This window comes from Streptomyces sp. NPDC020807, assembly GCF_040641575.1.
In the GTDB taxonomy this organism is placed as follows: domain Bacteria; phylum Actinomycetota; class Actinomycetes; order Streptomycetales; family Streptomycetaceae; genus Streptomyces.
Window position 1 is genome coordinate 23,149 of sequence record NZ_JBFADU010000034.1, and the last position, 20,650, is coordinate 43,798.

The following is a 20,650-nucleotide window of genomic DNA, read 5'->3' on the forward strand; positions in this document are numbered from 1 at the left end:
CGCTCAGCCGCCGGCCAGCAGCTTCCGCAGGTCGGCGGTGAGGCGTTCGTACTCCTCGGGCCGGTTGTAGATCTGCCCGGAGAGACGAATCCCGCCACCGGTCGGCCAGTTCCAGACGAGGACGCGGTGGCCGAGCCGGGCGGCGATCTCCTCGCGCAGCGCCGCCGCCTCCGCCTTCGTGCGGGCGAGCCCGCCGGGCAGGCGCAGGGAGCGGATCGCGAGACCCTCGCCGTACGGGAGCGGCGTCGCGCCCGGGAGGCCGTCGAGCAGCGACTCCGTACCGTACGCGGCGAGCCGGGCGTTGTGGGCCCGGACGTCGGCGGCGCCGAGGCGCTCGATCAGGTCGAGGCCCTCGGGCGCGGCGAGCCAGCCGGTGTAGTCGACGGTGGCCCGGAACTCGACCGAGCGGGGGAAGCCCCGCCCGTCCTCCCAGGACGGCACGGGCGGCGCGACGCGCGCCCGGTACGCGGGGGCCACCGCGAGGACCGCGGTGCCGGCGGGGGCGTACGCCCACTTGTGGAGGTTGCCGAACCAGAAGTCGGGTTCTCCGGCGAGGGGGTCGGCGAGCATGCCGGGCGCGTGGGCGCCGTCGATCACGGTGGCGATCCCGCGCTCGCGGAGGTCGGCGAGGAGCCGGGGCGTGCTGAGGAGCCGGGCCGTGGGCGAGCTGATGTGGTCGAGGAGGACCGCGCGGGTCCGGGGCGTGACCCCGGCGAGCACGGCCTCGCGGACCGCGTCCTCGTCCGGCAGGTCGAGGCCGAGTTCGACGGTCGTGGTGCGGGCGCGCCGCTCGGCCGCCGCGACGACCGTTCCGTAGCCGTGGTCGGTGACGAGGACCTCGTCGTCGGCGTCGAGGCGCAGGGCGTCGAGCGCGAGGTTGGCGGCCTCGGTCGCGTTGGCGACGAAGGCCAGGCCTTCGGGGTCGGCGCCCAGGTGGGCGGCGACGCGTTCCCTGGCGGCCGCGATGCGGTCGGGGACGCCGATGAAGAAGGCGTCGGGATCGGCCGTGGCCTCCTCCGCGAGCCTCCGCTGGACCTCGGCGACCGGCAGGGGCACGGCGCCGAAGGAGCCGTGGTTGAGGTGCGCGACGGCCGGGGTGAGGCCGAAGAGCTCGGCCCCGCCGGGGAACGCGGCCGGCGGGCGGCCCTCGGGGAACGGGGCTGTCGTGCTCATCGGACCTCGATCGTGACAGTGCGGCCCGGGGCCACGCGCGTACGGACGACAGTGTAGGTCGCGCCGTCGATCACCTCGGTCCGGGTTGCCTCGACGACCCGGCCGTCGACGGCGACGGCCGGGTGCGCGCCGGGGAAGCGGGCTTCCCAGGTGTACGGGGCGGTGCCCGAGGTGTGGGTGAGGGTCGAGCGGCGGTCCGTGTCGTGGCGGAGGGCGAAGACGGAGTCGCCGACGCGCAGGTCCTCGACGCCGAGCCACTCCATGCCGGAGGGCAGGCGGGACTGGGTGGCGAGGGTGCGGGCGGGGGCGTCCGGGGTGACGCCCAGGAGGCCCTGGACGGTCTGGCCGACGAGGGTGAAGGAGACCTCGGGGTAGTCGCCGTTGGTGCCCTGGCGGGCGTTGACGTGCTGGACGTCCTTCTGGGCGTAGATGTGCCGCATCCACTTCCAGGCGGTGTCGGGGCGGTTGTTGGTGAGGAAGGTGTCGGGGAGGTAGGTCAGGGCCTCGATGTTGTCGGGGCGGCCGGCGCCCTCGGCCTGCTGGTCGATGTAGTCGAGGTAGGCCTCGCGCCGCTCGCCGGGGTCGACGATCTGCTTCATCGGCATGAACCAGCTGTTCTCCTTGCCCCAGCCGGTGAGGGCGCGTCCGTCGGTGGTGTAGCCGCGGACCATGTCGGCGCCGGTGCCGGTGCCGCTCCAGGTGGTGTTGAAGTACGTCCTGAGGTCGCGGGCGCGGTCGTCGAAGCGGGCGGCGAGGGCGTGCTCGCCCTTGGCGCGGGCGAGGGAGGCCATGGCCCGGTAGGCCTGGTACTGGGAGCCGATGGCGTCGCCCGCCTCGGCGAGGGGTTCGTCGCTCGTCTCGTTGTAGCTGGCGACGCCCTGGAAGATGCCCTTGCCGGTGCCCTCGGCGACGTCGACGCCCGGTCCGTTGTCCTTCTGTCCGTCGTGGAGGGTGACGAACTCCTCGGTGGCGTGGCGGTAGAACTCCCACAGGGCCGGGTCGTCGAGGTAGGCGGGGTCGCCGCTCCAGCGGTACGCCTCCTCGGCCTTCTGGACCAGCTCGAAGGGGGCGGGCACCTCGCGGACGAAGACGTCCCGGTCGCGGTAGTCGATCGAGAGGTAGGTCCGGTTGTCGAAGTTGAGGGCCCACACCGGGTAGTAGGCGTGCTCGTCGGTCGCGGAGGCGGCGAAGGCGCGGAGCATCTCCTTGTTCTCGGCGTGGAGGCCGAGGACTCCGGCGCCGGAGAGCTGGTGGGCCATGTCGCGGGAGTAGTAGCCGCTGCGGTTGGCGTAGCCGGCCCAGTAGGAGGGGCCGTAGACGGCGTTGCCGATGCCGCCGGTCTGGCGTTCGTCGGCATTGAGGGGGCCGCGGGTGCCGGGGAGGTGGACCCAGCTGTTGGCCTTGGACTTGGCCCAGTCGAACATCGCGACGATCTCGGGGTCGCTGGAGGTGACGCGGGGGTCGGCGGGGCTGGCCGGGGAGATCATCACGTCGTCGACGTTGACCCAGCCCTCCCCGGACTCGAAGGCGATCTCCAGGCGGTCGCCGGGGGCGAGGGCGATCCGGCCGAGCGTGTGGCGGCGGTAGTTCGCGGCGGCGGGGAGGGTCCGTTCGGCGACGGTGGTGCCGTCGACGCGGAGGACGTACCGGGCGCCGGGGCCGCCGGTGGCGATCCAGGCGGAGACGAGGTAGTCACCGCGGCCGGTGGCGGTGACGGTCTGGGACACCTTCCGGCCGCTGCCCGCGTCGAGGTAGGCCTGCCGGTTCCCGGCATGCGGGTAGTTGGTGCCGACTCCGGCCCCCGAGGTGAACTCCCAGCCGGAGACGCCGTGTTCGAAGCCGGGGTTGGCGACGGTCAGGGGCGCGTCGGCGGGGCCCTGGGAGGGCGTGGCCGCCGCCGCCGGGATTCCGGTCGCGGCGAGCGGGGCCAGCGAGGCGAGCAGGGCGACGGCGGACAGCAGCGACAGGCGGGTGCGCGACATGCGAGGTCTCTCCCGGGTGTGGGCGGGGCGGGTGGGGTGGGGCGGGGTGGGGCGGGGCGCACGCTAGCAACTGCCGTGACGGGATGACAATGGACACGTCATCGATCAACAGTCGCTCAGACTGAAAGTTTTCACCGATGAATTGCAAGTCCAGCCGCCTTGCTTGTAACGTCCCGCTCCGTCACCACGACGAACCACGTGAGCAAGGGGACCCGACATGACGGACCAGACCAGCGACAGACAGCAGCCCGGAAGCCCGCGGCCCGGTCGCCGGCAGGTGCTCCTCGGAGGCGGCGCCCTCGCGGCGACGGGATTCGCGGGGCTCGGCCTCACGGGCTGCTCGGGCAGCGGGGACACCGGCGCCGGCGGCGCGGGCTCCGCGGGCGACCCGAAGAAGGGCAAGATCACCGTCTGGTCCTGGCAGGGCCCCGCCGTCGAGCTCAAGGCGCTGCTCCCCGAGTTCAACAGGAAGTACCCCGACATCCAGGTCACCGTCGAGGACATCGGCAACCCCGCGATCTGGGACAAGATCACCGCCGGTCTCGCCGCCGGGGGCCAGGGGCTCGCCGACGTGCTGCACATCGGCGTCGACTACCTGCCGGGATACGTCGAGAAGTTCCCCGGCGGCCTCGCCGACCTCGCCCCGCTCGGCGCCACCGCCCACAAGGACGCCTTCGCCAACGGCCTCTGGGCCACCGTCGCCCCCGACGGCAAGCGGGTCAACGCCCTGCCCTGGGAGGCGAACTCGGCGGGCTTCTACTACCGCGCCGACCTCTTCGAGAAGGCCGGTGTCGACGTCGAGGCGCTCCAGACCTGGGACGAGACGATCGAGGCGGGCAAGAAGCTCAAGGCGAAGACCGGCGCCCACCTCCTCGGCATCGACAAGCCCGCCTCACAGCCCGACGCCGCCAACTTCTTCCAGATGCTGCTCCAGCTCCAGGGCGCCTTCTACTTCGACCTGGACGGGAACATCACCCTGGACTCGCCCGAGGCGGTCCGGGCGATGACGATCATCAAGAAGATGAACGACGCCGGGCTCGTCAGCGACCTCGCGGGCGGCTGGAACGCCCTGATGAGCTCCCTGACGAAGGGCACCGCGGCGGTCCTGCCGTGGCCGACCTGGTTCGGCGGGATCATCCAGGAGCAGGTGCCGGAGGAGGCGGGCAAGTGGAAGGTCCGGCTGCCCCCGGCCGTCCGCCGGGGCGGCCCCACCGCCGCCACCGTGAACTCCACGCACCTCGCCATATCCGGCAGCAGCAAGCAGCAGGCGGCGGCCTGGTCCTTCGTCGAGTTCGCGCTGACCCGTCCCGCCTCGCAGGTCGGCATCTACCGGGGCAAGGGCATCGCGCCCGCGCTCCTCAAGGCGTACGACGACGCGGTCTTCCACGAGCCGTCGCCCTTCTTCAGCGGCCAGCGCAAGGGCGAGGTCTTCCTGGCCGCGCTCAAGGCCCCGAGCCCGGCCGTGAACTACACGTCGGACTACGCCCGCGCGCTCAAGCTCGTCACCGACGCCCAGACGAAGGTGCTGCTCAAGGGCGCCGACCCGGCGAAGGTCCTCGGCGACGCGGCGGCCGAGCTCGCCCGCCAGACGGGCCGGAAGAACGCCTGATGACAGCGAGCACCACCGGTGCCGCCGTGTCCCGCCCCTCCGCGCGCCAGCGGAGGCGGCGGGGCACGGCCGCCCCGTACCTCTTCGTCCTGCCCGCGCTGCTCCTCTTCGCCGGGTTCAAGCTCTACCCGATCGCCTGGTCGTTCGTCCTCAGCCTGCACCGCAAGGTCGGCGCGACCGAGACGTTCGTGGGTGCCGACAACTACCTCCGGCTCGCCGAGGACCCGCTGTTCCTGACCGCGCTGCGCAACACCGCCGTGATCCTCCTCGTGCAGGTGCCGCTCATGCTGGCGCTGGCCACCGGGCTCGCGGTCGCCCTCGACTCGACCCTGCTGCGCGGTCGACCCGTCTTCCGGCTCGGCTTCTTCCTGCCGATGGTCACGGGCCTCGTCGCGTACGGCATCGTCTTCTCCGTCCTCCTCAACGAGGAGTACGGGCTCGTGAACTGGCTGCTCGGCCTCGTCGGCATCGACCCGGTGCCGTGGCTGACCCAGGGCATGTGGGCCCGCATCTCCCTCGGCCTCGCGCTGACCTGGCACTACACCGGCTACAACGCGGTGATCCTGCTCGCCAGACTCCAGACGATCCCGCGCGAGCTGTACGACGCCGCGGCCGTCGACGGCGCGGGCGCGTTCGCGGCGTTCCGGCACGTCACGCTGCCCGGCCTGCGGCCCGCGCTGCTGCTCACCACCGTCCTGTCGACGATCGGCACGCTCCAGCTCTTCGACGAGCCGTACGTCCTGACCGGCGGCGGACCCGACAACGCGACCCTGACCGTCGGCGTGTACCTCTACCAGAACGCCTTCAAGTACTTCGACTTCGGCTACGCCTCCGCCATCGCGTACGCGCTCACGCTCCTCGTCGGAGTCCTCGGCCTGCTCCAGTTCCGTCTCCTCGGGGAGAAGTCGTGACCGCCGACCGCACCCGCAAGCCCGACGAGCCCGGTCGAACCGGCCGGCTCCACCAGCCCGGCCGGAGCATCCTGCTCACCTCCGGGCTCGCCATCGCCCTCGCCGCCGTCGCGGTCCCCTTCTACTGGCTCGCCATCGGCGCCACCCACAGCTCGCGGGAGATCTTCGACAGCCCGCCGCCGCTGCTGCCCGGCGGGCAGCTGGCCAGGAACCTCGCCACCCTCCAGGACACGGCGGACTTCGGCCGGGTCGTCCTCAACTCCCTCGGCATCGCGACCGTCTACACCCTGCTCGCCGGGGCCGTGTGCACCCTCGCCGGCTACGGCTTCGCCACGTACCGCTTCCGCGGCCGCGAGGCCCTGTTCGGGCTGCTCATGCTCGGCCTGGTCGTGCCCGCGCAGATCACCCTCGTCCCGCTCTTCCAGATGATGGCCGACCTGCACTGGCTCAACACCTACCAGGCCGTCATCGCCCCCAACCTGGCCCTGCCCTTCGGCATCTTCCTCATGCGCCAGTCGATGGCCGGGCTGCCGCAGGCGCTGCTCGACTCGGGGCGGATGGACGGCTGCGGGGAGTTCCGGCTGTTCTGGCGGGTCGCGCTCCCCCCGATGCGCCCCGCGCTCGCCGCGCTCGCGCTGTTCCTCTTCCTCTACCAGTGGAACGACTTCGTGTGGCCGCTGATCGTGCTGCGCGACGACAGCACCTTCACCATCCCGGTCGCGCTCGCCTCCCTCCAGGGCCTGGACGAGACCGACTACGGCGCCATCCTCGCCGGCACCGCCGTCGCCGCCGTGCCGATGGCGATCGTCTTCCTCGCGCTCCAGCGCCACTTCGTGTCCGGGCTCCTCGCGGGCGCGGTGAAGGAATGAGCATCATCGTGAACGAGACCCCGGCCGCCACCGTGACCACCGCGCACGCGGCCCCCGCCCCCGCCGAGCCGCTGCTCGACGACGTGTCGATCGCCGTCCTCTCCCCCGGCCACCCGGAGGTACGTCCCCGCTGGGAGCTGGCCGGGCTCCCGGACGGGACCCGGATGCTCTCCGTGCGGGCCGACGGGCTGCCCGTCGAGATCCGCTTCTCGGTGCCGCTCGGCGACGCCGCCGGCTACTGGCATCCGCAGGGCGGCTGGCGGCGGACGCTGGTCGCCGACTGGGAGGGGCTCAGCCGGGTCTGCCTCGTCGACGGGCCCGCCGTCGGCTGCCTGTACGAGCACTCCGGGGCGACGCTCCTCGCCTTCGCCGCCGCCGACCCGGTGCCCGAGGCGACGGTCCGGTACGGCGTGTCGGAGGAGAACGACACCCACGTCGTCCACCTGACGCTGCCCGCGTCCGACGGTCCGCACCGGATCCTGCTGGTCCCGCGCGCGCCGTCCGTCGCCGCCGCCCTGCGGCAGGTCCGCGCCTGGTTCGCCGCCGCCCTCCCGCCGATGCCGGTGCCGGACGCGGCCCGCCTGCCGGTCTACTCGACCTGGTACGCCTTCAACCAGGACGTCACCGCCGAGGGCGTCGAGGCGCAGGCCGGGCCCGCCGCCGGCCTCGGCTGCGGGGTGCTCATCCTCGACGACGGCTGGCAGCGCTTCGGCAACGGCCGGGGGTACGCCGGCGTCGGCGACTGGGTGCCGGACACCGCCAAGTTCCCCGACCTGGCCGCCCACGTGACACGGGTGCGCGACCGGGGTCTGCGGTACGTGCTCTGGACGGCGCCGCTGCTGCTCGGCCCCGAGGCCGACTGCCACGCGCGGTGGGAGTCCTCCGCGCCCGTACGGGCCACGGTGCCCGGCGCCTTCGTCCTGGACCCGCGCCTGCCCGAGGTCCGCCGGCACGTCGTCGAGCTGTGCGTCCGGCTGGTCCGCGCGTACGGCGTGGACGGGCTCAAGCTGGACTTCCTCGACGAGGCCGCGGTGTACGCGGGCGACGGCGCCGGGGACGTGGGCCTCGCGATGACCGTGCTGCTCACCGAGGTGCGCCGCGCGCTGGAGGCCGTACGGCCCGGGCTGCTGCTCGAACTGCGCCAGCCGTACGTCGGGCCCGGCATGGCCCCGTACGGGAACATGCTGCGGTCCTTCGACTGCCCGGCGGACGCGACGGCGAACCGGGTCCGGATCGTCGACACCTCCCTGCTCGCCGTCGGCGGGGCCGTCCACTCCGACATGGTCATGTGGTCGCCCACCGCGCCGGTCGAGGCGGTGGCCCGCCAGTTGATCGGCTCGCTCCACGCGGTGCCCCAGCTCTCCGTCCGCCTCGACGAGGCACCGGCGGAGCACCTGGCCACCGTGCGGTTCTGGCTGGGCACGTGGCTGGCGCACCGGGAGCTGCTGCTCGACGGGGTGGTGGAGCCCGGCCGTCCGGACGAGCTGTACCCGCTCGTGCGGGCCTCGCGGGGCGACGAGTGCCTGGTGAGCGTGCACGGCGACCGGGTCGTGGAGCTGGACTTCGCCGCGTACCGGGGCTTCCACCTGGTCAACGGCTCGGACCGGGACCGGGTCGTCGTGGACGTCGCCGGGGGCGGCGGCCGGGTGGCCGCCCGGGTCGTCGGGCCGGACGGCCGTATGATGGATGATCCGCTGGCGCTCCTGCCGGAAGGGCTCCGAGCCCTGACCGTCCCGCGTGGCGGTCTGGTGTCGCTCGTACTCACGGAAGGACCGCGATGAAGGTCGGTATCACCGACGTCGCAGCCCACGCACAGGTCAGCGAGGCCACGGTCAGCCGCGTGATCAACCGGCGGCAGGGCGTGTCGAAGAAGACCCGCGAAGCGGTCGAGCGGGCGATGGCGGAGCTCGGCTACGAGCGGGTCACCCAGGGGCAACTGGTCGCGGTCGTGACCGAGTTCGTCTCCAACCCGTTCTTCGCCGACGTCGCCGAGCGCATCGAGTCGGCGCTCGCCCCGCACGGCCTCAAGACCGTGCTCTGCCCCGTCTTCCCCGGCGGTGTGCAGGAGTTGGACTTCCTCACCTCGCTCGTCGACAAGGGCGTCGCGGCCGTCGTCTTCCTCTCCGCGTCCAACACGGTGGAGGGGGCCGACACCGACGGCTACGAGCTGCTGCGGCAGCGCCGCGTGCCGTACGTGGGGATCAACGGCGAGTTCGCGGACGGCGTGCCCGCCCCGGTCTTCTCCACCGACGACGCGCTCGCGGCCGAGCTGGCCGTCGACCACCTCCACCGGCTCGGTCACCGCCGGATCGGCATGTCCTCGGGCCCGGCGGGGAACCGGCCGGCCGACCGGCGGGTGCGCGGCTTCGTCGAGGCCATGGCCCGGCGGGGCATCGAGGACGCCGGGGACTGGGTCGTGCGCCAGTCGTACAGCGTGGAGGGCGGGCAGGCGGCGGCGACCGCGCTGGTCGGGCTGGGTGTCACCGGGATCGTCGCGGCGAGCGACTTCATGGCGCTCGGCGCCGTGCGCGGCATCCGCCGGCAGGGCCTCTCGGTGCCGGGGGACGTCTCGGTCGTCGGGTACGACGGGTCGTCGGTGACCGAGTTCACCGACCCGGCGCTGACCACGGTCCGCCAGCCCGCCGACCGGCTCGCGCTGGAGGTGGGCCGGAGCGTGCTCGCGCTGGTCAGCAACCGCGAGGTGCCGACGGGCGAGCTCCTCTTCGACCCGGAGCTCGTCATCCGCGCGTCGACGGGGCCGGTGGCTTCGTAGGGGAGGCGCCGGGTCGGTTCTCGGGAAGGGACAGGGCCAGTGACGGAGTCCGGGAAGACCGGAGCGGCCTCGCTCAGCGCGCGGGCGCGCGAGGCCGTGCTCCAGCGCGTCGTCGACCGGCGGTACGCGCAGGGCGCCCGGCTCGTCGAGCGGGAGGTGGCCGAGGAGCTCGGCATGTCCCGCGTCCCGGTGCGCGAGGCGCTGCGCGCGCTCGTCGCCGAGGGCCTGCTCGAACTGCTCCCGCACAGCGGGGTGCGCGTCCGCCGGCTGGAACGGGCCGACGTGGAGCACCTGTACGAGGTGTGGGAGCCGCTCGCCGTCCAGGCGTCCCGGCTCGCGGCGCGGGCCCTCACGACGGGCGGCGGGGAGGGGCTCGCCGCCCTGGAAACCGCCCTGCGGCAGGCCGAGTCGGCCGCCGCCGCGGACGAGGCGAGTCAGGAGGTCGCCGCCCACACCGCTTTCCACGAGAGCGTCGTGGAGCTGGCGGGCAATCCGCTGCTCGCCCGGACGATGGGGCAGCTGAGCTGGCAGCTGCGCCTCCTCTTCGGGCTGCGCGAGGAGCCCGAGCACATGCGGGCCCAGCACGCGGAGATGTTCCGGCACATCGCCGCGGGGGATGCGGACGCGGCGGCGGCGAGCACGCTGCTGCACGTGCGGGACAGCAGGGCGGTCGCGCTCCGGTCCCTCTTCGGCGACGCCTGAGTATTTGTATACCAAGTTCAACTTCAAGCACTTCCGATGGCGAGTCACCATCTCCCCTCCTGCGGATTTCGTGGACTTTCCGGCCTCCCGATTGCCACCCTTGTCCGCGAGGTGACGCTTGGTATACAAAACGGGGACCACCTACCGGCCTCGCCGAAGGAGCCCCCATGCAGCCCTCCCCCGCGCTCTCCCGCCGCACCATGCTCGCCGGAGCCGCCGCCCTCGCCGGTGCCACCGCGACCACGGCCGCCACCGCCGGCGCGGCCCAGGCCGCCCCGCTCTCCCACGACGAGGCCGCCGTGTCCGGCGCGGCCGGCCGCCGTGCCAAGGCCGTCGTCTACCGCAACGTCCGTCCGCTCGGCGCCGTCACCCCCACCGACCTCGTCGTCGTCGACGGCCGCATAGCCCGCGGCCCCGCGCCCAAGGGCGCGAAGGTGGTCGACGGCGGCGGGCGCATCGCGCTCCCCTCGCTCGTGGACGCGCACATCCACCCCGAGAAGACGACCTGGGGCGGCTCCTGGGTGTCGCGCCGACCGGCCGACACCATCGCCGACTACGTCGCCCAGGACGTCGAGCTCTTCCAGGCCCAGCGCCGCTCCGTCGCGGAACGCGCGTACGGCCTGATGTCCCACGCCGTCACCCGGGGCACGCGCGCGATGCGCGCCCACGCCGACGTCGCCCCGGCCTACGGCCTCGCCGGGGTCGAGGGCCTCGGCCAGGCCCGCGAGCGGCTGCGGCACGCCCTCGACGTGCAGATCGTGGCCTTCCCGCAGCACGGCGTCGTCCGCACGCCCGGCACGGCGGCGCTCCTGGAGCAGGCGGCGCGCGAGGGGCTCATCGACATGATCGGCGGCATCGACCCGATCGGCTTCGACCACGCCCTCGACGAGCAGCTCGACATCGTCTTCGGCATCGCCGACCGGCACGGCGTCGGCGTGGACATCCACCTCCACGACCGCGGCGAGAAGGGCCTCGCGGCGATGCGGGGCATCGTGGACCGCACGCGCGCGCTGTCGCTCGCCGGGAAGGTCACCGTCAGCCACGTGTTCTGCCTGCCGGGCCTCGGGGACCGCGAACTCGGCGCGCTCGCCGCCGACCTGGGTGCCCAGGACATCGCGCTCACGACGGTGGCGCCGTCGGACTCCCTGGTGCTGCCGATCGCACGGCTGCGCGAGTACGGCGTGCGGGTCGGCCTCGGTTCCGACGGTGTCCGCGACTCGTGGAGCCCCTTCGGGAACGCCGACATGCTGCACCGCGCGCAGCTCCTCGGCTGGGTCCGCGACGTGCGCCTCGACGAGGAGCTGGAGGACTGCTACCGCGTGGCGGCACACGGCGGCGCGGACGTCATGGGCCTCGCCCACGCCGACCTGACTCCGGGCGCGCCCGCCGACTTCGTCCTCGTCCGCGGCGAGTGCACGCCTCAGGTCGTCGTCGACATGCCTCAGCGGGACATGGTCGTGCACGGCGGGGCGGTCGTGGCCCGCAACGGCGAGTTCCTGGACTGACGCCTTGAGGCCGCCTGTCTGGGAGCGCTCTCAAGCGGCGGGAGCCACGGCTATTCTGGTGGCTCGGACCGCAGCTCAGGAGACGCAGACGAGGAGCGCCCGCCTTGCCCGATCAGCCCACGGGGTCCCGCCCCACGCTCGAAGTCGTCGCCGCGCGCGCGGGCGTGTCCCGCGCCACGGCCTCGCGCGTCGTCAACGGGGGTGCGGGGGTACGCGCTCCGCTGGTGGAGAAGGTGAACAGGGCCGTCGAGGAACTCGGCTACGTCCCCAACCACGCGGCCCGCACCCTCGTCACCCGGCGCAACGGCGCCGTGGCCGTCATCATCGCCGAGCCCGAGTTCCGGATCTTCTCCGACCCGTTCTTCGAGCAGCAGGTCCGCGGCATCAGCCGGGAACTCACGGCCCATGACACCCAGTTGGTGCTGCTCTGGGCCGAGGGTCCCGGCGACCACGAGCGGATCTCGCGCTATCTGGACGGCGGGCACGTCGACGGGGCGCTCGCGTTCTCGCTGCACAGCGACGACGAGCTGATCGCCCTGATCGACCGGGCCCGCATCCCCGTCGTCGTCGGCGGGCGGCCGGGACCCGGCACCGACCCCGCCGTGCCGTACGTCGACGCCGACAACCGCGGCGGCGCCCGCGAGGCGGTGGGGCACCTGGTCCGCCTGGGCCGCCGGGTCGTCGCCCACATCGCCGGGCCCGACGACCAGACGTCGGCCGTCGACCGGCTCCACGGCTACCACGACGTCCTGCCGGACGCCGATCCGGAGCTGCTGCGCCACGGCTCGTTCACCGAGACGAGCGGGGCCGAGGCGATGGCCGATCTCCTCGACCGGCGGCCCGACCTCGACGCCGTGTTCGTCGCCAACGACCTGATGGCGAAGGGGGCGCTCCGCGCCCTGGCCGAGCGCGGCAGGCGGGTGCCGGAGGACGTGGCGGTCGTCGGCTTCGACGACATGGCCTCGGTCGCGGAGCTGACCGTCCCGGCCCTCACCACCGTCCGGCAGGACATCGAGGGCATGGGACGGCTCATGGTGAGGCTGCTGATGCGGCGCCTGGACGGGGACGGGGGTTCGGCACCCGCCTCCGTGATCACCCCGACCTCGCTCGTGCGGCGCGACTCGGCCTGAGGAAGCACGGAGGAGCGGATGGCCTCGGGGCCATCCGCTCCTCCGTGTTCGCGGGGTTGGGTCAGTCGTACGGAATGACGATCACGGACTGGTCCGCGCCCGTCCTGAGCTTCGCGTCCCCGTTCCCGATGGCGGCCCAGACCTCCAGGCGGACCGTGCCGCCGCGCAGGTCGCCGAGGGTGCCGGTGGCGGACTTGAGGCCGCGGGTCTGGGCGTACTCCTCCCAGCCGGAGACGGGGTCGGTGGCGAAGTAGTGGTACGTCTCCGTCCGTTCGAAGCTTCCGTCGCCGGTGAGGTCGTAGCTGATCCGGGCCTGCTGGCCGAGGCCGACGAGGCCGGCGGCGTCGACGTGGAGGCGGAAGGCGGTGGTGCCGCCGGCCCTGAGGGTGCCGTTGACGTTCCTGATCTCGTAGACGAGCGGACGGTTCGGCGTGCCGTCGTGGTTGGCGCCCTGGGCGGAGAGGACGGTGTCGCTGCCCTCGGTGCCGCCGGTGGCCGTGGTGAGCGTGCCGCCGGAGCGGAGGCGGAAGGTGTTGCCCGTGGACGGCTCGGGGTCCGGGTCCGGGTCGGTGCCTCCGCCGGTGCCGGTGCCGGTCGCGGTGGAACGGGCCGGGACCGTCAGGGTCTTGCCGTCGGAGAAGGTGACCGTGCGGGCGGTCGTGCCGTGGTTGTGGGCCACGTACGTCCGGGTGGTGCCCTTCGTGAAGACCGCCGAGGTCGGCAGGTTGCCCGAGACGGAGGCGTCGGGGGCGCCGAGCCTGTCGAGGGTGGTGAGCCAGTGGTAGGTGTGGGCCCGGGACTCGCCGGCCTCCGGGGTGTATCCGGCGTTGCCCGCGTCCCACTTGGCCTTGGCGGCGGCCGGGTCGGCGAAGGACTGGAACTCCCAGAGGATGTCCCGCCATTCGACGGCGGGCCCGCCGTTCTCGCGCTCCATCTCGGCGATGTTGCGCCGGACGGCGTCGGGGTGTCCGCCGAGGTGGAGCGAACCGCCGGTCACCGGAAGGACGTTGATGCCGTGGATCTCCTCGGGGTTGGCGGTCCACCAGGTGGAGTAGGCCGCGCCGCTGCCCCAGACCATGCCGGCGGTGTCGTGGGTGAAGCCGGACGGGAAGACCTGCTGGTCCGCGTCGAACCAGTACTGGGCAATGGCCTCGCCCTCGGTGGTGAGGAGGTAGGTGCCGAGGTCGCGGAGCGAGGTGTCACCGGTGGCCGAGCCCCAGAGGACGAGGGCGGCGCTGAGGTTGGTCGACTCGGAGGACGACTCCTGGTTGTTGCCCGCGGCGAAGCCCTGGTGCCCGCTGGCCCAGCTGTGTCCCGCGTAGACGTCGAAGCCGCGCAGGAACGGGTAGGCGCCGTCGGTGCGGCTGGGGTTGGCGGTGTCCCTGACGAGGGTCTTCACCATGGAGCCCCAGGCGGAGTCGGCGGCCCAGGCCGGGTCGTACTGGGCGACGATCGCCGCCGCGTAGACGTAGTAGCCGTAGTGGAAGTGGTGGTCGTTGAGTTCGGTGTCGCTGCCGTACGAGGCCGGGTAGCCGGTGAGGGTCTTCCACGTCCGGTCGTACGAGAACTCGGACGCACCGCCGGCCGTGAACCACTCCTGGAGGCGGCCCTTGAGCAGGCCGAGGAGCTTGTCGCGGACGGCGCTCTCGCCGACCTGGTCGGCGAGCGGGACGAGCTGGGCGAGCTTGCCGAGGGCCTTGCCGGTCCAGTACGTGTCGACGGCGCCGGAGAAGGGGTCGGAGGCGTTCGCGACCTCGTTGAGGTAGCCGCGCAGCCGGGACGTGTCCACGCCCGCGCCGCCGGGGAGGGCGGGAAGGGTGGCGGCGGCCCGCTGGGAGGTGGTGAAGGAGGCGGCCTCGCGGACCTTCATGGTGCCGCGCGGCGAGACGTACGTGTACCCGGTGAGCGGGTCCGCGGTGTGCAGCCACTGGTGGCGGTAGAGGGCCTGGAGGGTGCCGCGCTCGGTGCCCTCCTTGGCCTCGGTGGTGAGGCCGTAGGTGGCGCGGACGGTTCCGGCGTCGTAGCTCCAGTTCACCGTGGAGCCGGTGACGAAGCTGTACGCGTACTTCTTGTAGGCGGCGAGGGCGCCGGTGGAGGGCAGGACGGCGACGGAGAAGTAGTCCTTGCCGCCGAGGCCGGCCGTGAGGGTCGACCCGGAGACGTTCCAGTCGGTGCCGGTGGGGGCGAAGAGGGCGTAGTGGTGGCCCGCGACGGTGATGCCGAGCACGTTGCCCTGGTCGGCGAAGACGGTGGGGGCGGTGGCGGTGGTGATCCGGGCGTCGCCTCCGGTGCCCTTGGCGTACACGAAGGGCATGCCGTGGCCGATGGTGGTGCGGAGGGTGCGGGTGCCGTCGGACCAGTAGGGCGTGACGGTCCAGTCGGACCAGGCGTCGACCTTGGTGTCGGGGGAGTTGAGCCCGGTGAGGCCGAGGGTGAGGTCGCGCTGGTGGGCGTACTCGTACTGGCGGCCCTCGCCGACGACGGCCGGGGTGGTGGGGTAGCCGATGTCGAGGCCGCCCGCGGTGGCCTGGTAGGTGAGCGGGTGGCCGTACATGGGGGTGGACCAGGGGTTGTCCCCGTAGCGCTGGAAGGCCAGGGAGGACCACCAGTCGTTGGTGGGCACCGGCTTGCCCTGGGCGGCGGCGGTGAGCTTCGGGGAGACGGGGGCGCCGGTGTTGGTGGTGGGGCCCGAGGTTCCGGCGGGGCGGGTGTCGGAGTAGCTGCCGGCGCCCGAGGGGACGGTGGCGGCGGCAGCGGGGGCGGCGGCGGGGCCGAGGCCCAGGGCCGCGAGGGCGGAGACCAGGGTGAGTACGGCGGCTGATCTGGCGCGGGGGGCTGGCATGTACGGCACCTCATGTCCTCATGGTGGGGATGAGTGAGAGCGCTCTCAGATTGTCCGGACGGCCGAGAACGTAAAACTCTCGAAACCTGGGTGTCAAGAGAAGGGGCAACAAGGGGAGTTGAGGGCGCGCGGGAGCCGGGTCGGCCGACCCCGGGTCACGAGTCCAAGCTGTTACGCCTTCAAGTCTTGACGGGAACGGCGCCGCACGGGCACGCTCCACTCGCATTGCTGAGAGCGCTCTCAAACGGTTCTCTCGCTCGCTCCGTCGCCCAGGGAGGCCCCCATGACCACTGCCCGAGCCGCCAGATCCGCCCGCATCACCGCGTCCACCGGCCGCGTCGCCGCCCGGCTCGGGGCGGTCGTCCTCAGCGGCGCCCTGCTCGCCGCCTGCGGCGGCGCGTCGGACGAGGCGTCCTCCGACGGAGCGGGCGGGGAGGTCACCATCACCGTGGACCTCTTCGGCTCCTTCGGATACAAGGAGGCCGGGCTCTACGCCGAGTACGAGAAGGCCCACCCCGGCGTCACCATCAAGCAGACGGACACCGAGGACGAGGCCGACTACTGGAAGTCCCTCCAGACCCGCCTGGCCGGCGGCGGCGGTCTCGCCGACGTCCAGGGCGTCGAGGTCGGCCGCATCGCCTCCGTCACCCAGCAGCAGGCCGACAAGTTCGAGGACCTGAAGAAGTACGGCGCCGAGTCCCTCAAGGGGCAGTTCGCCGAGGCGAAGTGGGCGGCGGCCACGGGGAAGAACGGCGAGGTGCTCGGCCTCGGCACGGACGTGGGTCCCGAGGCGATGTGCTACCGCTCCGACCTGTTCGCGAAGGCCGGACTCCCGACCGACCGCGAGGAGCTCGCCAAGCGGTGGGCCACCTGGGACGGGTACCTGGAGCTCGGCAAGCAGTACAAGGCGAAGGCCCCCGCGAAGAGCAACTGGCTCGACAGCGTCGGCAGCCTCTACTCGATCATGATCGGCCAGGAGAAGGAGCGGTACTACGACGCCTCCGGCCAGCTGATCTGGGAGAAGAACCCCGCACTCCGCGCCGCCTGGGACCACTCCGTCGCCGCCGCCGAGGCCGGGCTCAGCGCCAAGCTCGACCAGTGGTCGCCGCAGTGGAACCAGGCCTTCGCCGCCGGATCCTTCGCCACCATGCCCTGCCCCGCGTGGATGCTCGGCTACATCAAGGGCCAGGCCGGCGAGGGCGGCAAGGGCAAGTGGGACGTCGCCAAGCTGCCCGGCGGCGCCGGGAACTGGGGCGGCTCCTACCTCGCCGTGCCGAAGGCCGCGAAGCACAAGAAGGAGGCGTACGAGCTGATCGCCTGGCTCACCGCCCCCGAGCAGCAGACGAGGCTCTTCGAGAAGCAGGGCAACTTCCCCTCCTCCACGGGCGCGATCGAGAAGGTCGCCGCCGCCAAGGACCCGTACTTCTCGAACGCGCCGATCGGAAAGATCTTCGGCGACGCGGCGAAGGCCGCCCCGGTGCAGGTCCTCGGCGTGCACGACCAGAACATCGCGCAGCAGATCTCCAACGCGCTGAGCGAGGTCGAGCGCAAGGGCACCGCGCCCGACGCGGCCTGGGAGAACGCGCGGAAGGGCGTCGCGAACACGCTCGGCTGACCCGTCGGCCGACCCGCCGGACGGGGCCCCGCCTCCCCGCGCGCCCCGTCCGGCGCCCACTCCCCCGCCCCACCCCTCCCCCGAAGGGCCGCACCGTGACCCTCACCGCACCCGCGACACCCCCCGGGCCGCCCGCACCGCGGGACGCGGCGCCGGCCGCCAGGCCCGCGACCGCGTCCCCCGTCCGCCGCGCCTGGCGGAAGGCCTCGCCGTACGCGTACATCGCCCCGTTCTTCACCCTTTTCGCCGCCTTCGGCGTCTTCCCACTGCTCTACACGGCGTACGTGTCCCTCTACCGCGTCGAGCTCCAGACCCCCGGCACCATGGAGTGGCGGGGCCTCGGCAACTACACGGCGCTGCTCGGCGACGCGTACTTCTGGACCGCGCTGCGCAACACCTTCACCATCGGCGTGCTGTCCACCGTCCCGCAGCTCGTCATGGCCATCGGCCTCGCGCACCTCCTCAACTACCGGATGCGCGGGCGGACCTTCCTGCGGACGGCGGTCCTGCTCCCGTACGCGACCTCGGTCGCCGCCGCCACCCTCGTCTTCACCCAGCTCTTCGGCCGCGACTTCGGGCTCGTCAACTACGCCCTCGACCTGGTCGGCATCGGCCCCGTCGACTGGCAGACCGACACCGTCGCCTCGCAGATCGCGGTCTCGACGATCGTCGTCTGGCGCTGGACCGGCTACAACGCGCTGATCTACCTGGCGGGAATGCAGTCGATCCCCGACGAGCTGTACGAGGCGGCCGCCATGGACGGAGCCTCCCGGTGGCGGCAGTTCTTCCACGTCACGCTGCCCGGTCTCCGTCCGACGATCGTCTTCACGGTCATCGTGTCGACGATCGGCGCCACCCAGCTCTTCGGCGAACCGCTGCTCCTGGAGGGCAAGCTCTCCGGCGGCATCTCGCACCAGTACCAGACGCTCGGCCTCTACATGTACGAGCAGGGCTGGGGCTTCTTCCACCTGGGCCGCGCCGCCGCCATCGCCTGGGTGATGTTCCTTCTCATCGTGGTGCTCGTCGGGGCCAACGCCCTGCTCGCGCGCCGCCGTTCCCGCAAGGAGGCCGGGCGATGAGCGCGACCACCGAGACCCGCCCCCGGCGCCCGCGCCCCACGAAGCCCGGCGGCACCGGGGCCGGCCGGAGTCCGTCCGGCCGCACGGCCGGTCGCACCCGGGCCGGCCGGACCCTGCACGCGGGACCGTTCGCGTACGGGATCCTGATCCTCGCCGTCCTCGTCTCCGCCTTCCCCTTCTACTGGACCCTCGTCGCGGCGAGCCGCACCAACGCCGACCTCGCCCAGGTCCCTCCCTCCCTCGTCCCCGGCCCGCACCTGATCCGCAACTTCGAGGCGGTCCTCGAAGAGGCCGACATCGGCAAGGCCCTGCTCAACTCGCTGATCGTGTCGGGCTCGATCACCCTCGGCACCGTGCTCTGCTGCACGCTCGCCGGCTTCGCCTTCGCGAAGCTCCGCTTCCGCGGCCGGGGAGCGCTGCTCGCCGTGACCATAGGAACGATGATGATCCCGCCCCAGCTCGGCGTGATCCCCCTGTTCATGCTCATCGCCGAGCTCGGCTGGGTGAACCAGCTCCAGTCGGTGATCCTGCCCGGACTCGTCTCCGCCTTCGGCGTCTTCTTCATGCGCCAGTACCTCGTGCAGACGCTGCCGGACGAGCTGATCGAGGCGGCCCGGGTCGACGGGGCGTCCACGGCACGGATCTTCTGGTCGATCGTCGTGCCGATCGCCCGGCCCGGCATGGCGGTCCTCGGCCTGCTGACCTTCATGTCCGCCTGGAACGACTTCTTCTGGCCCGTCGTGGCCCTCAGCTCCTCCGAGCCGACCGTCCAGGTCGCCCTGCGGCAGCTCGGCGGCGGCTACGTCCACGACCAGTCGGTGATCATGGCCGGCACCCTGCTCGGCACCCTCCCGGTGCTGCTCGTCTTCGGGCTCCTCGGCCGGCAGATCGTCGGCGGGATCATGCAGGGCGCGGTCAAGGGCTGACGCCCGCCCCTCCACCGTCTCGTCCGTTCCCCACCCGACCTCTCACGTACGGGAGTTCCCACCTCATGACCGCGCTCGACGCACGTCCCCAGGCCCCGGCCGCCGTTCTCCGGTTCCCGGAGGGCTTCCGCTGGGGCACCGCCACGGCCGCCTACCAGATCGAGGGCGCCGCCGCCGAGGACGGCCGTACGCCGTCCGTCTGGGACACCTTCAGCCGGACCCCGGGCAAGGTGCGCAACGGCGACACCGGCGACATCGCCGCCGACCACTACCACCGGCTCGACGAGGACATCGCGCTGATGCGCCGCCTCGGCGTCACCGACTACCGCTTCTCGATCGCGTGGCCGCGCGTCCGGCCCACCGGCAGCGGCCCGGTGAACGCCAAGGGCCTGGACTTCTACCGCCGCCTCGTCGACGGTCTCCTGGAGGCGGGCATCCGCCCCGTGGCGACGCTCTACCACTGGGACCTGCCGCAGGAGTTGGAGGACGAAGGGGGCTGGACGAACCGGGACACCGCGTACCGCTTCGCCGAGTACGCAGAGATCATGGCGGGGGCGGTCGGCGACCGCGTGGCGACCTGGACCACGCTCAACGAGCCGTGGTGCGCGGCCTTCCTCGGCTACGGGAACGGGGTCCACGCCCCGGGCCGTACCAGCGACCTCGACGCGCTGCGCGCCGCCCACCACCTCAACCTGGCGCACGGCCTCGCCGCGCGGGCGCTGCGCGGGGCGCTCCCGGCGGAGTCGGAGATCTCCCTGACCCTCAACCTCCACGCCGTACGCCCCCTGTCCGCCGCTCCCGAGGACCGTGACGCGGCCCGGCGGATCGACGCCGTCGGCAACCGGATCTTCCTGGACCCGGTCTTCCACGGCCGGCTCCCCGAGGACCTGGTCCGCGACACCGCCGGCGTCACCGACTGGTCGTTCGTCGCGGACGGCGACCTGGCGACGGCGTCGGTGCCGATCGACTCGCTCGGCATCAACTACTACTCCCCGTCCGTCGTCGCGGCGGGCTCCTCCGAGTCGCCGTCGCCGTGGGCGGGCGCCGAGCGGCACGTGCGCTTCGAACCGGCGCCGGGGCCGCGGACGGCGATGGACTGGCCGGTGGACGCGGACGGTCTGTACGAGGTGCTGACGCGGCTGCGGGACGAACTCCCGGGCGTGCCGCTGGTGGTGACGGAGAACGGCGCCGCGTACGAGGACTACGCGGACCCGTCCGGGAACGTGAAGGACCCCGAGCGGGTGGCGTATCTGGACTCCCATCTCCGGGCCGTGCACCGGGCGTTGGCGGACGGTGCGGACGTGCGCGGGTACTTCCTGTGGTCGCTGCTCGACAACTTCGAGTGGGCTTTCGGCTACAGCAAGCGGTTCGGGATCGTGCACGTGGACTTCGCCACGCAGCGGCGGACGCTGAAGGACAGCGCCCGGTGGTACGCGGAGGCGATCGCGCGCGGCGGTCTGGAGAACTGACGAAGGGGGGTGCCGCGGCACCCCCCGGAGCCGCGGCACCCCCGGTCATCGCCAGGAGGAGGAGA

General features: G+C 72.8%; 15 protein-coding genes. 12 read left to right on the forward strand and 3 right to left on the reverse strand.

What is annotated here, in order from left to right; translation table 11 throughout:
- Window positions 1-3: 3 nt before the first annotated feature.
- A complete protein-coding gene (locus AB0G79_RS30905; RefSeq protein ID WP_360812319.1) occupies window positions 4-1,173 on the reverse strand; it encodes an aminotransferase class V-fold PLP-dependent enzyme in 1,170 nt (389 codons plus the stop codon).
- Window positions 1,170-3,155, reverse strand: a complete 1,986-nt coding sequence (locus AB0G79_RS30910) for a hypothetical protein (protein WP_360812321.1) — start codon at window positions 3,153-3,155, stop codon at window positions 1,170-1,172. The genes AB0G79_RS30905 and AB0G79_RS30910 overlap by 4 nt, the downstream gene beginning before the upstream one ends.
- Before the next feature lie 217 nt (window positions 3,156-3,372).
- Between AB0G79_RS30910 and AB0G79_RS30915 the strand changes: the two genes are divergently transcribed.
- The 8 genes from AB0G79_RS30915 (at window position 3,373) to AB0G79_RS30950 (ending at window position 12,654) form a co-directional block, all read left to right on the forward strand.
- Window positions 3,373-4,764: a sugar ABC transporter substrate-binding protein gene (locus AB0G79_RS30915; RefSeq protein WP_360812323.1), complete on the forward strand. Its 1,392-nt coding sequence runs from the start codon at window positions 3,373-3,375 to the stop codon at window positions 4,762-4,764.
- On the forward strand, window positions 4,764-5,675 hold the full coding sequence (locus AB0G79_RS30920; protein WP_360812325.1) for a sugar ABC transporter permease: 912 nt from the start codon (window positions 4,764-4,766) through the stop codon (window positions 5,673-5,675). The genes AB0G79_RS30915 and AB0G79_RS30920 overlap by 1 nt, the downstream gene beginning before the upstream one ends.
- A complete protein-coding gene (locus AB0G79_RS30925) occupies window positions 5,672-6,544 on the forward strand; it encodes a carbohydrate ABC transporter permease (RefSeq protein ID WP_360812327.1) in 873 nt (290 codons plus the stop codon). The genes AB0G79_RS30920 and AB0G79_RS30925 overlap by 4 nt, the downstream gene beginning before the upstream one ends.
- A complete protein-coding gene (locus AB0G79_RS30930; protein ID WP_360812329.1) occupies window positions 6,541-8,325 on the forward strand; it encodes a glycoside hydrolase family 36 protein in 1,785 nt (594 codons plus the stop codon). Before AB0G79_RS30925 ends, AB0G79_RS30930 begins: the two co-directional genes overlap by 4 nt.
- Window positions 8,322-9,317, forward strand: coding sequence for a LacI family DNA-binding transcriptional regulator (locus AB0G79_RS30935; RefSeq protein ID WP_360812331.1), 996 nt, complete (start codon window positions 8,322-8,324; stop codon window positions 9,315-9,317). Before AB0G79_RS30930 ends, AB0G79_RS30935 begins: the two co-directional genes overlap by 4 nt.
- A 39-nt stretch (window positions 9,318-9,356) precedes the next feature.
- On the forward strand, window positions 9,357-10,019 hold the full coding sequence (locus AB0G79_RS30940; protein WP_360812334.1) for a GntR family transcriptional regulator: 663 nt from the start codon (window positions 9,357-9,359) through the stop codon (window positions 10,017-10,019).
- A gap of 167 nt (window positions 10,020-10,186) precedes the next feature.
- The gene (locus AB0G79_RS30945; RefSeq protein ID WP_360812336.1) at window positions 10,187-11,524 is read left to right on the forward strand and encodes an amidohydrolase; all 1,338 of its coding nucleotides are present in this window, start codon (window positions 10,187-10,189) and stop codon (window positions 11,522-11,524) included.
- Between the two features lie 104 nt (window positions 11,525-11,628).
- Window positions 11,629-12,654: a LacI family DNA-binding transcriptional regulator gene (locus tag AB0G79_RS30950; RefSeq protein WP_360812338.1), complete on the forward strand. Its 1,026-nt coding sequence runs from the start codon at window positions 11,629-11,631 to the stop codon at window positions 12,652-12,654.
- Window positions 12,655-12,715: 61 nt separating this feature from the next.
- Here the strand turns inward: AB0G79_RS30950 and AB0G79_RS30955 are convergent, their stop codons facing one another.
- Window positions 12,716-15,496, reverse strand: coding sequence for a glycosyl hydrolase (locus AB0G79_RS30955; RefSeq protein WP_360812340.1), 2,781 nt, complete (start codon window positions 15,494-15,496; stop codon window positions 12,716-12,718).
- 283 nt (window positions 15,497-15,779) lie between these two features.
- Between AB0G79_RS30955 and AB0G79_RS30960 the strand changes: the two genes are divergently transcribed.
- The 4 genes from AB0G79_RS30960 to AB0G79_RS30975 all read left to right on the forward strand — a co-directional run bounded on the left by AB0G79_RS30960 (window position 15,780) and on the right by AB0G79_RS30975 (window position 20,585).
- Window positions 15,780-17,111 carry an extracellular solute-binding protein gene (locus AB0G79_RS30960; protein ID WP_360812342.1) on the forward strand — a complete coding sequence of 444 codons (1,332 nt, stop codon included), beginning with the start codon at window positions 15,780-15,782 and terminating at the stop codon, window positions 17,109-17,111.
- Window positions 17,112-17,206: 95 nt separating this feature from the next.
- Entirely contained in the window at window positions 17,207-18,190 is a 984-nt protein-coding gene (locus tag AB0G79_RS30965) for a sugar ABC transporter permease (RefSeq protein ID WP_360812344.1), read from the forward strand.
- A complete protein-coding gene (locus AB0G79_RS30970) occupies window positions 18,187-19,116 on the forward strand; it encodes a carbohydrate ABC transporter permease (RefSeq protein ID WP_360812346.1) in 930 nt (309 codons plus the stop codon). The genes AB0G79_RS30965 and AB0G79_RS30970 overlap by 4 nt, the downstream gene beginning before the upstream one ends.
- 65 nt (window positions 19,117-19,181) lie before the next feature.
- Window positions 19,182-20,585: a GH1 family beta-glucosidase gene (locus tag AB0G79_RS30975; RefSeq protein ID WP_360812348.1), complete on the forward strand. Its 1,404-nt coding sequence runs from the start codon at window positions 19,182-19,184 to the stop codon at window positions 20,583-20,585.
- Window positions 20,586-20,650: the final 65 nt, after the last annotated feature.

Excerpts from the sequence above, each read along its gene's own strand:
- AB0G79_RS30905 (WP_360812319.1), bottom strand. The coding sequence starts at position 1,173 with ATGAGCACGACAGCCCCGTTCCCCGAGGGCCGCCCGCCGGCCGCGTTC.
- AB0G79_RS30910 (WP_360812321.1), bottom strand. The coding sequence starts at position 3,155 with ATGTCGCGCACCCGCCTGTCGCTGCTGTCCGCCGTCGCCCTGCTCGCC.
- AB0G79_RS30915 (WP_360812323.1), top strand. The coding sequence starts at position 3,373 with ATGACGGACCAGACCAGCGACAGACAGCAGCCCGGAAGCCCGCGGCCC.
- AB0G79_RS30920 (WP_360812325.1), top strand. The coding sequence starts at position 4,764 with ATGACAGCGAGCACCACCGGTGCCGCCGTGTCCCGCCCCTCCGCGCGC.
- AB0G79_RS30930 (WP_360812329.1), top strand. The coding sequence starts at position 6,541 with ATGAGCATCATCGTGAACGAGACCCCGGCCGCCACCGTGACCACCGCG.
- AB0G79_RS30935 (WP_360812331.1), top strand. The coding sequence starts at position 8,322 with ATGAAGGTCGGTATCACCGACGTCGCAGCCCACGCACAGGTCAGCGAG.
- AB0G79_RS30945 (WP_360812336.1), top strand. The coding sequence starts at position 10,187 with ATGCAGCCCTCCCCCGCGCTCTCCCGCCGCACCATGCTCGCCGGAGCC.
- AB0G79_RS30955 (WP_360812340.1), bottom strand. The coding sequence starts at position 15,496 with ATGCCAGCCCCCCGCGCCAGATCAGCCGCCGTACTCACCCTGGTCTCC.
- AB0G79_RS30960 (WP_360812342.1), top strand. The coding sequence starts at position 15,780 with ATGACCACTGCCCGAGCCGCCAGATCCGCCCGCATCACCGCGTCCACC.
- AB0G79_RS30970 (WP_360812346.1), top strand. The coding sequence starts at position 18,187 with ATGAGCGCGACCACCGAGACCCGCCCCCGGCGCCCGCGCCCCACGAAG.
- AB0G79_RS30975 (WP_360812348.1), top strand. The coding sequence starts at position 19,182 with ATGACCGCGCTCGACGCACGTCCCCAGGCCCCGGCCGCCGTTCTCCGG.